General features: G+C 74.9%; 9 protein-coding genes. 3 read left to right on the top strand and 6 right to left on the bottom strand.

What is annotated here, in order from left to right:
* Window positions 1-48: 48 nt before the first annotated feature.
* From G3T38_RS00875 to leuS, 4 genes are all read right to left on the bottom strand, one after another.
* The gene (locus G3T38_RS00875) at window positions 49-2,520 is read right to left on the bottom strand and encodes a ComEC/Rec2 family competence protein (protein WP_338037375.1); all 2,472 of its coding nucleotides are present in this window, start codon (window positions 2,518-2,520) and stop codon (window positions 49-51) included.
* Window position 2,521: 1 nt separating this feature from the next.
* Window positions 2,522-3,646, bottom strand: coding sequence for a ComEA family DNA-binding protein (locus G3T38_RS00870; RefSeq protein ID WP_206675749.1), 1,125 nt, complete (start codon window positions 3,644-3,646; stop codon window positions 2,522-2,524).
* A gap of 130 nt (window positions 3,647-3,776) precedes the next feature.
* Entirely contained in the window at window positions 3,777-4,643 is an 867-nt protein-coding gene (locus G3T38_RS00865) for a DegV family protein (RefSeq protein ID WP_163770189.1), read from the bottom strand.
* Between the two features lies 1 nt (window position 4,644).
* Window positions 4,645-7,143 carry a leucine--tRNA ligase gene (gene leuS / locus G3T38_RS00860; protein WP_163770188.1) on the bottom strand — a complete coding sequence of 833 codons (2,499 nt, stop codon included), beginning with the start codon at window positions 7,141-7,143 and terminating at the stop codon, window positions 4,645-4,647.
* A 341-nt stretch (window positions 7,144-7,484) separates the two neighbouring features.
* On the opposite strand from leuS, the gene G3T38_RS00855 reads away from it, so the two are divergent.
* The 3 genes from G3T38_RS00855 to G3T38_RS00845 all read left to right on the top strand — a co-directional run bounded on the left by G3T38_RS00855 (window position 7,485) and on the right by G3T38_RS00845 (window position 11,059).
* Complete coding sequence (locus tag G3T38_RS00855; protein ID WP_163770187.1) at window positions 7,485-8,834, top strand: MFS transporter; 1,350 nt, start codon at window positions 7,485-7,487, stop codon at window positions 8,832-8,834.
* A 120-nt stretch (window positions 8,835-8,954) separates the two neighbouring features.
* The gene (locus G3T38_RS00850) at window positions 8,955-9,668 is read left to right on the top strand and encodes a winged helix-turn-helix domain-containing protein (protein WP_163770186.1); all 714 of its coding nucleotides are present in this window, start codon (window positions 8,955-8,957) and stop codon (window positions 9,666-9,668) included.
* On the top strand, window positions 9,665-11,059 hold the full coding sequence (locus tag G3T38_RS00845; RefSeq protein WP_163770185.1) for an ATP-binding protein: 1,395 nt from the start codon (window positions 9,665-9,667) through the stop codon (window positions 11,057-11,059). Before G3T38_RS00850 ends, G3T38_RS00845 begins: the two co-directional genes overlap by 4 nt.
* Here G3T38_RS00845 and G3T38_RS00840 read toward each other — a convergent pair.
* On the bottom strand, window positions 10,989-12,008 hold the full coding sequence (locus tag G3T38_RS00840) for a TAXI family TRAP transporter solute-binding subunit (RefSeq protein WP_163770184.1): 1,020 nt from the start codon (window positions 12,006-12,008) through the stop codon (window positions 10,989-10,991). The two genes, G3T38_RS00845 and G3T38_RS00840, sit on opposite strands and share 71 nt — an antisense overlap.
* 5 nt (window positions 12,009-12,013) lie before the next feature.
* Window positions 12,014-13,030 carry an aldo/keto reductase family protein gene (locus G3T38_RS00835; RefSeq protein ID WP_163770183.1) on the bottom strand — a complete coding sequence of 339 codons (1,017 nt, stop codon included), beginning with the start codon at window positions 13,028-13,030 and terminating at the stop codon, window positions 12,014-12,016.
* Window positions 13,031-13,032 lie beyond the last annotated feature (2 nt).

Below are 13,032 nucleotides of genomic sequence, written 5' to 3'. Positions count from 1 at the left end.
CCTGGAGCGACCTCGCCCCCGCCGCCAGCCCCGCCGTCAGCCCCGCCGTCAGCCCCGTCCGGTGACGACGCCGACGGAGCCGTCCTCGGTGGTCGGCCGGGTCACCACGAGGTCGCCCGCCAGGTCGGTCCGGAACACCCGGGTGCCACCCGCCTCCAGGGTGTGGAGCAGGTCGGGGTCGGGGTGGCCGTAGGTGTTGTCGGCCCCGACCGAGACGAGCGCGACCTCCGCCCGCACGGCGGCGAGCAGCTCCTGCACCTGGTGCCGGCTGCCGTGGTGGGGCACCTTGAGCACGTCGACGTCGACGCCTCCGGGGCGTGCCGCGACCGTGCGCAGCAGCGTGCGCTGCGCCGGCGGCTCGACGTCGCCGGTGAGGAGCACGCTGACCCCGGCGACCTCGGCCAGCAGCACGAGGCTGGCGTCGTTGGCGCCGCTGCCCTCGCCGTCCCGCTGCCGCGGGCTGCCCGCTGCCGGGGCCGCGGGACGGACGACCCCCGGCAGCGGACCGAGCACCTCGAGGCGCACGTCGCCCACCTGGCGCACGCTGCCGTGGGCGGGCACCGAGACGGGGATGCCCCGGGCAGCGGCCAGGTCGCGGACGTCGTCGGCGGTCGTCCTCGGTTCGTCCAGCGGGCTCACGTCGATGGCATCGACGTCGCGGCCGTCCAGCACGCCCGCGACGGCGCCCGCGTGGTCGTCGTGGAAGTGGGTGAGCACGAGGAGGGCCACGTGGTCCACGCCCAGCCGGTCGAGGCAGCGGTCGACGGACGCGGGGTCGGGGCCCGTGTCGACGACGACCGCGGATCCCGGACCGACCCGGAGCACGAGCGCGTCGCCCTGCCCCACGTCGCACGCCACGACGGCCCAGCGCTCGGGTGGCCAGCCCGGGGTCGGGGGCCGCACGAGGACGACGACGGCGGTGAGGGCGCAGGCGAGGAGCACGAGCCGGGGCCGGACGAGGAACCGCGGCGCCAGGGGGACGGCGGCCAGGCACGCCGCCGTCAGGAGGGCGAGGGCGAGGACCGACGTCCCCCAGCCGACGGAGGCGAGCGGCAGCGCCGCGCCCCACCGCGCGACCGCGATGATCCAGCCGACGCACCAGGCGGCCACCGTGCCCGGGACGCGGGACGGCGGTGTCCAGACGAGGCCCACGAGCCCGCCCGCGAGACCGAGCACCGTCGCCGGTCCGACCACCGGGGCGACGAGCATGTTGGCGAGGACAGCGACGATGCTGACCTCGCCGGAGATCCCGGCCACGACGGGGGTGCACGCGAGCTGCGCCGCAGCCGGTACGGCGACGGCCTCGGCCATCCAGCGCGGCATCCAGCGCGCGAGGGCGTCGCGCCAGGAGGGAGCGAGCAGCAGGATGCCGGCCGTCGCGAGCACGGACAGGGCGAAGCCGACCGTCGTGGCCAGCCACGGCTGGAACAGCAGGAGCACGGTCACGGCCACCCCGAGGCTGCGGGTGCCCCGCCGCAGGCCGTTGCGTCCCATCCCGAGCAGGGCGACCGTGCCCATCGCGGCCGCGCGGACGACGCTGGGCTCCGTGCGCGCGAGCAGCACGAACCCGACGATGCCGACCACGGCGACGACCACCCGCCCTCGGCCCCGCACCCCGACCTGCTGCGCCAGCACGAGCAGGAACGCGGTGATGAGCGTGAGGTTGGTGCCCGACACGGCCAGGAGGTGGGTGAGGCCGGTCGTCGCGAAGTCCTCGGCCAGCGCCGGGTCGAGACCGGCGTCGTCCCCCACCACGAGCGACGGCACGAGCACGGCCTGGTCGGGCGGCCGGTGGTCGACGCTCTCCCGTAGCGCCGCCCGGACCTCGGCCGCGCCCCGCCACCACACGTCCGGTGGCTCCAGCACCTCCGGGTCGGCGCGGGCGCGCAGCACCGCCGCCAGGTCACCGCCCTCGGCGGGCACGAGGCGGCCGGACACCGCGAGCCGCGACCCGAGGGGCACGTCGACCCAGTCGCTGGGCGCCACGACCAGCACGGGAGACCGCACCTCCCAGGCCCGCCCCCTCCCCTCCACCACGGTGAGGCGGCCGCGCACCACGACGTAGTCCGAGAACGGACCGCTGCGCTCCCGCGGATCCCCCGTCACCACCAGCTCGCCCCGCACGGACGCCCGCTCATCGGCCAGCGCCGACACCGGCCCGGTCGTCGTGCCGACGCGGTGCACGGTCGCGACACCGGCGGCGGCCGCCAGCAGGAGGCCGGCAGCGAGGGCCGTCCGGACCACCTGGCCGGTGCCGGGGCCAGCACCGGGGCCAGCACTGGGGAGACCGGCGGCGCGGAGCCGGCGTCCGACCCCGCGGTCGAGGAGCCGCGCCGCGACGCCCAGGACGGCGAGCAGCGCGAGCACCGCGACCGGGATGGCCCGCAGCGGGACCAGCAGCCCGACCAGGGCACCCACCCAGGTCGCCGCCCCGAGCACGGGCATGCGGAGGTCCGCGGACGGCGTCTCCTCCGGGGCGTCCGCCTCGCAGGGGCGCGTGCCGTGACCGGGCCCGACCACCTCAGACCGTCACGAGCGGGGCCAGCTCGGCCAACGTGGCCTCGCCGATGCCCTTCACCTCGAGCAGCTCGTCGACGTGGCTGAAGCCGCCGTTCTCCTCACGCCAGTCGATGATCGCCTGCGCGGTGACGGGTCCGACGCCGGGCAGCAGGTCGAGCGCCGCCAGGTCGGCGGTGTTGAGGTCGACCAGACCCCCGGTGGGCGTCCCAGCGCCGGGCCCGCCGGGGGCCGCGGCGCCGGGCGCAGCGGGAGCGCCCTCCGACGGGTCGAGACCGACGAGCACCTGCTCGCCGTCGACGAGCACCCGCGCGAGGTTCAGCCCGGAGAGGTCGGTGTCGGGGACCACCCCACCCGCCGCCTCGACCGCGTCGGCCACCCGCGAGCCGCCCGGCAGCACCACGATGCCGGGGCGCACGACCCGCCCCGCCACGTGCACGACGACCTCGCCCGTGGAGGCGGCCGTTGCGTCCGCACCGCTCTCCGGCTCCCCCGCGGTCCCCGCCCCGGGATCGGACGGTGGCGTCGCCAGCGGCGTCCCGGCCGCCGACGTGGCCACCGCCAGCGGCTCCACGACCTGCTCCTCCGCCCGACCGGCCAGCACCCACCAGCACGTCGCGGCCAGCGCCAGCGCCACGAGCACCGCGAGGACGGCGACCTGGGGCGGCCCGACCGCGACCCGCCGGCCCCGCCCCGGTCCGTCACCGCCTCCCGTCGCGGCGGGGGTCGGCCCCGCGGCGTACGGCTGCTCGGACGGCTGCTCGGACGGCTGCTCGGACGGCTGCTCGGAGGAGTGGCCGACCGGTGCTCGGTCGAGCAGGGCGAGGGCGGGGGCCGGCAGCTGCCCCCGCACGCGGCCGAGGACGCCGCTGCGAGCAGCCCGGGCGGCGTGGCGGCCCGGGACGGGGAGCACGTCACCCGGGTCCTCCGGCGCAGCGGTGTCTCCCGCGCGGGCGAGCACCTCCGCGCGCCACCGCTCCGCCCGCACGCGGGTGTGGTCGTCGGCCGGGGAGACGCCCGTCAGCCCCGGGAGCCCGGAGAGCCCGGACTCCTCCGCGATGCGGGCGAGACGGGCACGGACGAGGTCGATCGGGGGCCCGTCGTCGGCGGGCAGCGGTCGAGCAGGCATGACCGCCACGCTAGGAAGGAACGGAGCTGTCCCTCCGGCCGACGAGCCGGCCTGGGGACAACCCAGCCGGACCGGCGCCCTGGGGACGACGAGCGGGCTCAGCCGTCCGTTTCATCCACCTCGACGCTCCTCAGACCGGGAGCGGTGCCACGCAGACGGCGACGGTGCCGGGGCCGGCGTGCACGCCGAGCACGGCGCTGAGCTCGCTGCAGCGCACCTCGCGGCCGCCGAGCTGGTCGGCGAGGCGCTCCGTGAGGGCCTCCGTCAGGGTCGCGGCCGCGTCGGGGTTGGCCAGGTGGGCGACCCCGATCTCGACCTGCTGCTCCCCCGACGCCTCGACGGCCAGGGCCTCGAGCCGCGCGAGCGCCTTCGACGCCGTGCGCACCTTCTCCTTGCTCGCGACGGTGCCGTTCTCGATCGTGAGGATCGGCTTGACGGCGAGCACGCCCCCGACGAGCGCGGCGGCGGCACCGACGCGGCCGCCGCGGCGCAGGTACTCGAGCGAGTCGACGTAGAACAGCGACTCCGCGGCGGCGGCCCGGTCGCGGGCGGCCTTCGCGGCGGCGTCGAGCGTCGCGCCCTCCCGCAGGCGGGCGACGGCGGACTCGACGGCGTACCCGGTCGCCGGGCCCACCTGCCGGGTGTCGACGGTGCGGATCGGGACGTCGACGGTGCGGGCGGCGAGCAGCGCCGACTCGTAGGTGCCGCTCACCGCGCCCGAGAGGTGGACGGACAGGATCTCGTCGTGCCCCTCGGCGGTGAGCCGGGCGTAGAGCTCCTCCAGCACCGCCGGACCGGGGCGCGACGTGCTCACCGGCGTGCGGCCCCGCAGCGCCTCGGTGATGCGCTCGGCGCTGCCGGCGTCGGTGTCCTCGTCGTAGACCTCGTCGCCGATGACGACCTGCAGCGGCACGACGACGACGCCGAGCCGCTCCACCGTCGCAGCGTCGAGCTGCGCCGTGGAATCGGTGACGACCGCCGTGCGCCGGGCCGCCACGTCAGCCGACCACCACGTTGACCAGCTTCGGCGCGCGCACGATCACCTTGCGCACCGTCTTGTCGCCGATCGCCGCCACCACGGCGGCGTCGGCCAGGGCCGCGGCCTCGAGGTCCGCCTCGGACACGTCCGGAGCCACCTCCAGCCGCGCCTTGACCTTGCCCTGCACCTGCACGACGGCGGTGACGGACTCCTCGACGAGCAGCGCGGGGTCGACGGCCGGCCAACCGGCGCGGGCGACGGTCGGCGCGTGGCCGAGCCGCTCCCACATCTCCTCGGCCGTGTACGGCGCGACGAGGCTCAACAGGATCGCGACGGCCTCGACGGCCTCGCGCACGGCCGGGTCGGCCGGGCCTGCACCGGAGTCGATGGCCTTGCGGGTCGCGTTGACCAGCTCCATCGTGCGCGCGACCACGACGTTGAACCGCATGCCGTCGAGCAGCGTCGCGGCCTCGTCCAGCGTGCGGTGCGTGACACGACGCAGCGCGACGTCACCCGTGGCCGGGTCGACGCCCGGCTCCGAGGTCACGTCGCCCGACAGCCGCCAGGCGCGCGCCAGGAACCGCAGGGAACCGGAGGGCGACACGTCGGCCCAGTCGATGTTGTCCTCGGGCGGACCGGCGAAGACCAGCGTGAGGCGGACGGCGTCGACGCCGAACTCCTCGAGCTGCTCGCCCAGGTTGACGCCGTTGCCCAGGGACTTGCTCATCTTCTTGCCCTGGTTGATGACGACGCCCTGGTTCAGCAGCGCCGTGAACGGCTCCGTGAAGTCGAGCAGCCCCATGTCGTGGAGCACCTTGGTGAAGAACCGGCTGTAGAGCAGGTGCAGCACCGCGTGCTCGACGCCGCCGACGTACTGGTCGACCGGACCCCACCGCTTGAGGTCCGCGGGGTCGAACGGCGCCGTCTCCAGGTGGGCGGAGGGGTAGCGCAGGAAGTACCACGACGAGTCGACGAACGTGTCCATCGTGTCGGTGTCGCGCTCACCGGGGCCGCCGCACGCGGGGCACGGCACCTCGACCCAGTCGCGCGCCGCGCCCAGGGGCGAGGAGCCCTTGGGCTTGAGGTCGGCGCCCTTGAGGTCGGGCAGCGTCACCGGCAGCTGGTCGTCGGGCACCGGCACCTCGCCGCAGTCGGGGCAGTGCACGATCGGGATGGGCGCGCCCCAGAAGCGCTGACGGCTCAGCAGCCAGTCGCGCAGGCGGAAGTTGACCGCGCGGCGGCCACGACCGTCCTCCTCGAGGTGGGCGACGACCGCGGCGATGCCCGCCGCCTTGTCCCCCAGCCCGTCGAGGTCGCCCGAGTTCACGTAGGTGCCGTCGCCCGTGGTCGCGACGAACGTCTCCTCGGGGTTCTCCTCGCCGGTGTCGACCACGCGGCGTACGGGCAGTCCCATCGCCTTCGCGAAGTCGAGGTCGCGCTGGTCGTGCGCGGGCACGGCCATGACCGCACCGGTGCCGTAGTCGGCCAGCACGTAGTCCGAGGCCCACACCGGGATCTGCTCGCCGTTGACCGGGTTGGTCGCGGTCACGCCCAGCGGCACGCCCGTCTTCGGCCGGTCGGTGGCGAGCCGGTCGATGTCGGAGGCCTTCCGGGTCTCCTCCAGGTAGGCCTCCAGGGCGTCCGCCTGCTCCGGCGCGACGATCTCCGCGGCGAGCGCTGCGTCGGCCGCGACGACCATGAAGGTCGCCCCGTGCAGCGTGTCGGGCCGCGTCGTGTAGACGGTCACCCGCCGGGTCGTGCCGTCCGCCAGGTGCAGGTCGAAGTCGACGTGGGCGCCCTCGGAGCGGCCGATCCAGTTGCGCTGCAGCGTCAGCACCCGGTCGGGCCAGCGACCCTCCAGCTGCGTCATGTCGTCGAGCAGGCGCTGCGCGTAGTCGGTGACCTTGAAGTACCACTGGTTCAGCTCGCGCTTGGTGACGATCGCACCGCAGCGCTCGCACGCGCCGTCGACGACCTGCTCGTTCGCGAGCACGGTCTGGTCGTTGGGGCACCAGTTGACGGCCGAGTTCTTCCGGTAGGCCAGGCCCCGCTCGCGGAACCTCAGGAAGAGCCACTGCGTCCAGCGGTAGTACTCGGGGTCGGACGTGTGCAGCCGGCGCGACCAGTCGAAGCTCAGCCCGTACGTGCGGAACGAGCCGGCCTGCGTCTCGATGTTGCCGTAGGTGTAGGTCGCCGGGTGCTCGTCGCGCTTGATCGCCGCGTTCTCCGCGGGCAGGCCGAAGGAGTCCCAGCCGATCGGGTTGAGCACCTCGTAGCCCCGCTGCCACCAGTACCGCGCCAGCACGTCGTGCAGCGCCGTGACCTCGGCGTGGCCCATGTGCAGGTCGCCCGAGGGGTAGGGGAACATCGTCAGGGCGTAGCGCTTCTCCCGCTCACCGGAGTCGACGAGCGCGTCGTCGGCGCGGAAGGGGTCGAGCGACTCCCACACGGGCAGCCACTTCGCCTGCAGCGCCTCCGGGTCGTAGGTCTCCCGCTCGTCCGCCTGCGTCTCGCTCATCTCTCGCTCTCCCTGGTGCCCTGCTCGTCCGACTCCCGACATGAAAAAACCCCCCACTCAGGGAGGGTTGCCGCGCGACCGGGGCGGTCAGCGCGGCGGGAGAAGGAGCAGGGGGTACGTCGCCACGAGGGGGATGCTACCGCCTCGCGCGCGCCGGGGACGATCGGGACGGCACGGGCCCGCACGTGGGCGACAGGCGCAAGCGTCCCGTGCAAAGAGTTTGTAAAGACCGCCCTCCGGCGTGCCGGGCATGACCGGCGTCACACCTACGGTCCTCGACTGTGCGGCGGACCCACCGGCCGTCCCCGCACGCTCGTCGACCGGCCGGAGAGGTGAGCGTCATGACCACATCCACCGTCAGTCCGTCCCACGGGGCGCCGCAGGGTCCGCCGAGCGTGCAGCGGGCCGTGCTCAACACCGTGAAGGGCTCGCTGGGCAACCTGGTCGAGTGGTACGACGTCTACGTCTACACGGTGTTCGCCAGCTACCTCTCCTCCAGCTTCTTCGCCGAGGGCGAGCCCAACGCCGGCATCTACACGATGGCGATCTTCGCGGTCACGTTCCTCATGCGGCCGATCGGCTCGTGGTTCTTCGGCCGGTACGCCGACCGCCACGGCCGCCGCCCCGCGCTCGTCTTCTCCATCACGCTCATGGCGGGCGCCTCGCTCGTCATCGCCCTCACCCCGACGGCCGACACGATCGGCTCGGCGGCGATCGTGGTGCTCATCCTCTGCCGCCTCCTGCAGGGCTTCGCCACGGGCGGCGAGTATGGGACGTCCGCGACGTACATGTCCGAGGCGGCCGCGCCCGGCCTGCGCGGGTTCTTCTCGTCGTTCCAGTACGTGACGCTCGTCGGCGGCCACGTGCTCGCGCAGGTCACGCTCCTCGTGCAGCAGGTGTTCCTCACCGACGCGCAGATCTCCGCCTTCGGCTGGCGCATCGCCTTCGGCATCGGCGCCGTCGGCGCCGTCGTCGTGCTGTTCCTGCGCCGCACCATGGACGAGTCGCTCCACGACGACGGCACCGAGCGGCGCTCCGGCTCGATGGCGGAGCTCCTCACGGCGTACCCCCGCCAGCTGCTCGTCTGCTTCCTCGTCACGCTCGGCGGCACCATCGCCTTCTACACCTACAGCGTCAACGGGCCGCTCATCGTCAAGAGCACCTACGCCGACGACCCGATGACGGCGACCTGGATCAACCTCGCCGCCCTCGTGCTGCTCATGGTCATCCAGCCCCTCGGCGGTCTGCTCAGCGACCGGGTCGGCCGCAAGCCGCTGCTCGTGGGCTTCGGTGTCGCGGGGGTCCTCTGGACCTGGACGTTCCTCCACCTGCTGCCCCAGGTCACGACGCCGATGGCCTCGTTCCTCCTGCTGGCCGGCACCTACGTCATCCTCACGGGCTACACCTCCATCAACGCCGTCGTGAAGGCCGAGCTCTTCCCCGCCCACGTCCGCGCCCTGGGCGTCGGCGTCGGGTACGCCGTGGCGAACTCCCTCTTCGGCGGTACGGCGCCGCTCATCTACGAGGCCGCCAAGGCGCGCGACGTGCTCGACGCCTTCGGCATCTACGTCACGGTCGCGATCGGCGTCTCGCTCGTCGTCTACGTGTTCGTGCTCAAGAACCGGGCCCCGACCTTCCTCGACCAGGAGCAGGCCGTCCGCACGGACGTCCCCGAGCCCGCGCGCCGCTGACGTCCCTCCCCCACGGCGGGGTGCCCCGGCACCCCGCCGTGTGCGACGCTGGGCCGCTGCCCGGGGTCCGCAGCGACGCGGGCCGGACGGAGGGGCGCAGGAGGGGCGGAGGAGGTCGGGGTGCGCGCACTGCTCGTCGAGGACGACACCGGTCTGGCCGAGGCCCTCGTGCAGGGGCTGCGCGGCCACGGCTGGAGCGTGCGGCACACGACCACCGGACGGGAGGCCGTCGCGATCCTCGGCGAGGACGCCGCGGCCGTCGACCTGGTGCTCCTCGACATGGGGCTGCCCGACCACGACGGGCTCTGGGTGTGCCAGCAGGTGCGGGAGCGCTCCGCCGTCCCGATCGTGGCCGTCACCGCCCGACGCAGCGAGAGCGCGGTCGTCGGCGCGCTGCGGGCCGGCGTCGACGACTACGTCACGAAGCCCTACAGCCTCGCCGTCCTGCTCGCCCGGATGGACGCGGTGCTGCGCCGCAGCCACGGGCGGGCCACCGACCAGCCGACCCCCGACCCGGGGTTCACCCACGACCGGACCGCGCGGGAGGTGCACCTGCCGGACGGCGCGGTCGTCCCCCTCACCGCGAAGGAGTCCGAGCTGCTCGCCGCCCTGGCCCGCACCCCCGGCGAGCCCGTGAGCCGCGCGGCGCTCATGGAGGAGGTGTGGGACACGACCTGGGTCGGTGCCTCGCGCACCCTCGACGTCCACGTCGCGGCGCTCCGCGCCAAGCTCGCCGACGGCGCCCGGATCGAGACCGTCCGCGGCGTCGGCTACCGGCTCCTCCGGCCCGCGCCCGGCGACTCCCCCGGCGACTCCCCCGGTGACGGCACGTGAGGCGTCGCCTGCTGGCGCTCAGCCTCAGCGTCACCGTCGCCGTGCTCGCGGCGCTCGTGGTGCCGCTCGTCGCGGCGTACGCCGAGGGGCGCGCCGTGCGTCTCCACGAGGAGCGGCTGGCGGCGGCCACGCGGTTCGCCACCCTCGCGGGCGCGCCCGGGCTGGACAGCGACCCCGCGCTGCTGGCGGCGGACCTCGCCCGGTTCGACGACGTCACGACGACGACCCGCACCTTCCTGCTCGACACCGACGGGACGGTGCTCGCCCCGCCGGGAGCCGACCTCCCGGCCGACGTGCCGGGCCTCGACGACGCCGTCCGGCGGGCCCTGGGCGGCTCACCGACGTCGCCGCCGGAGGCCCTGTGGCCGTGGAACGACGACCCGGTGGTGGTGGCCACGCCCATCGGCCGCGACGCCCAGGTGCTCGGCGCGGTGCTGCTGGTGGAGGACACGGCGGCGCAGCGGGCCGAGGTGACCCGTCGGATGGTCGTGGCGGGTCTCGGCGGCACGCTGTTCGTCGGCCTGGTCGCGTGGCTGGTGGCGGTGCCGCTCGTCGGCTGGGTCGTGCGACCGGTCGAGGACCTCGAGGAGCGGGCCCGCGACCTCGCCCGCGGTCGCACCGCGCCCGCCGGCCGGATCGAGGGCCCGCCCGAGCTGCGCCGCCTGGTGCAGTCGTTCAACGACATGGCCGCCAGCGTCGAGCACTCCCAGCGCCAGCAGCGCGAGCTCGTCGCCGACGTCTCCCACCAGCTCGCGAACCCGTTGACGGCCCTGCGTCTGCGCCTCGAGGCCATCAGCGCCCGGGACCCCGAGGTCGAGCCGGTGCTCGCCGAGACCGACCGGCTCGCCCGCGCGCTCGAGTCCGTGATCGAGGTGAGCCGCGCCGGCGGGTTCGACCGGGTCGCGGTGCGGGTCGACGCCGCCGCGCAGGTGCGGGAGCGGATCGAGCTCTGGGCGCCCCTGTTCGAGGGCCGTCTCGACGCCCGGGTCCCCGCGGCGCCGCTGCCCGCCGTGCTGGAGGACGACCTCCTCGCGACGGTGCTCGACGTGCTGCTCGACAACGCGCTCAAGTACGCGTCCGGTGCGACCGTCGAGGTCGCCCTCACCCGCTCCGGCGACAGCCTCGAGCTCACCGTGCGCGACCACGGTCCCGACCTCGACGCGGCCGAGGCCGCGACCCTGGGGGCCCGGTTCCGGCGGCTCAAGCGGCACGCCGACGTCGAGGGGACCGGACTCGGGCTCGCGATCGTGCTCCTGCGCGCTCAGGACGCCGGCGGCCGCGCCCGGGTCGAGGCCGCGGGGCCGGGCCTGCGGGTGCGGATCACGTTGCCGACCGGTCCCGCTCCCGGAACCAGCGCAGCGACCCCGGGTGGAGCGGGACCGGCTGCGTGAAGATGCCGGCCGCCGCCGTCGGCTGCCGCACGTCCGGTACGGCGCGCGCCAGCGCCTCCTGCCGGTCGAACACGACCGAGGTGAAGCCGTGCGCGAGGTCCTCCCCCAGGCTCGGCAGGGCCACCAGGTAGGTCTTGACGCTGACCGTCGCGACCGGTGCGGGCAGGCCGTAGGGGCCGGCGGGGAGCGGACCCACGACGTACTGGGGACCCCACAGGTCGACGAGGTCGGGGACGGCGGCGCCGACGTCGAGGGCGCGCAACGGCACCTGGCGGCCGAGCTCCACGAGGGCCGGGACGGGGAACCCGCTGACGAACGCGAGGGCGTCGACCTCGCCGTCCGCGAGGGCGGCGACCCCGGCCTGCAGCGACAGGTCGACGAGGTCGACGTCGGCGACGTCGACGCCGCTGGCCTCCAGGCTGCGGGTGGCGACGACGCGGGTGCCCGAGTCGGCCTCCCCCGCCGTCACCCGCCGTCCGGCGAGGGCGCCGAGGGCGCCGATGTCGGAGTCGGCGCGGACGAGCACCTGGAGGAAGCTGTCGTAGAGCCGCGCGAGGGCGGTGAGGTCCACCGCCGCGATGCCGGGCGCCGCGCCCGCGATCGCCTGCTGGGCGCTGTCGCCGAGGCTGAAGGCCACCTCCGCGCGACCGTCGACGACGGCGAGGAGGTTCCCGAAGGAGCCGCCCGTCGACACGATCGCCGACGTCACGGCCGGCATGGCCCGGCCCACCTCGGCCGCGAGAGCGCGGCCGTAGCGGTCGAAGACGGCTCCCGGGTTGCCGGTCGCGATCCTCAGCGTGCCGGCCACGTCGGCCAGGTCGTCGCCCGACCGGGCCCGCGCGACGCCCACGCCCGCCGCGCCGAGCGCCGCCGCGCCCGCCCCGGCGAGCAGCAGCCCGCGGCGGGTCGGACGGGTCGGGCGGGCCGGCGGGGCGGGCGGGCGCGGCACGAGCCTCAGACCACGCGCTGCTTCGGGGTGGACTCGGCGACCAGCGCCGGGTCGCTCGTCACGACGCCCTCGAGCGCGGCGTCGACGCGGGCGAGCGCGTCCTCGGGCAGACGCACGCCGGCCGCCTTGACGCTGTCGTCGAGCTGGTCGGGACGCGAGGCGCCGACGATCGCCGACGAGACGTTGTCGTTCTGCAGCACCCACGCGATGGCGAGGGCCGGCATCGAGAGGCCGAGGTCCTCGGCGATGGGCTTGAGGTCCTGGACCGCCGAGAGCGTGTCGTCCGCCATGAACCGCTGGATCATCGTGGCGCCGCCCGCCTGGTCGGTCGCGCGGGAGCCCTCGGGCAGCGGCTGGCCGGGGACGTACTTGCCGCTCAGCACGCCCTGCGCCATCGGCGACCAGACGATCTGGCCGATGCCGAGCTCGGCCGAGGTCGGCACGACCTCGCCCTCGATGATGCGCCAGAGCATCGAGTACTGCGGCTGGCTGGAGACGAGCGGGATGCGCAGCTCGGTGGCGAGCTCGTGCGCGGCACGGATCTGCTCGGCGGTCCACTCGGAGACGCCGATGTAGTGGGCCTTGCCGCTGTGGACGACGTCGGCGAACGCCGACATCGTCTCCTCCAGCGGCGTGAACGCGTCGTAGCGGTGGGCCTGGTAGAGGTCGACGTAGTCCGTGCCGAGGCGACGCAGCGAGCCGTCGATGCCCTCGCGGACGTGCTTGCGCGAGAGGCCGGTGTCGTTCTTGCCCTTGGGGTCGGGACCGACGGGCCAGTAGACCTTCGTGAAGATCTCGAGGGACTCGCGGCGCTGGCCCTTGAGCGCGGCCCCGAGCACCTCCTCGGCCTTGCCGTTCGCGTAGACGTCCGCGGTGTCGAAGGTGGTGATGCCGAGGTCGAGGGCACGGTGGACGCACGCGGTGGCGACGTCGTTCTCGACCTGCGAGCCGTGGGTGAGCCAGTTGCCGTAGGTGATCTCCGAGATCTGGAGACCCGAGCTGCCGAGGTGACGGAATTCCATGT

The sequence above is a fragment of the Nocardioides zeae genome (assembly GCF_010686755.1).
In the GTDB taxonomy this organism is placed as follows: domain Bacteria; phylum Actinomycetota; class Actinomycetes; order Propionibacteriales; family Nocardioidaceae; genus Nocardioides; species Nocardioides zeae.
This window is presented reverse-complemented; position numbering and strand designations above follow the sequence as displayed.

What these genes read in the sequence shown, in the direction of transcription:
- G3T38_RS00855 (WP_163770187.1), top strand. Translation starts at nt 7,485, where the DNA reads ATGACCACATCCACCGTCAGTCCGTCCCACGGGGCGCCGCAGGGTCCG.
- G3T38_RS00835 (WP_163770183.1), bottom strand. Translation starts at nt 13,030, where the DNA reads ATGGAATTCCGTCACCTCGGCAGCTCGGGTCTCCAGATCTCGGAGATC.
- leuS (WP_163770188.1), bottom strand. Translation starts at nt 7,143, where the DNA reads ATGAGCGAGACGCAGGCGGACGAGCGGGAGACCTACGACCCGGAGGCG.
- G3T38_RS00870 (WP_206675749.1), bottom strand. Translation starts at nt 3,646, where the DNA reads ATGCCTGCTCGACCGCTGCCCGCCGACGACGGGCCCCCGATCGACCTC.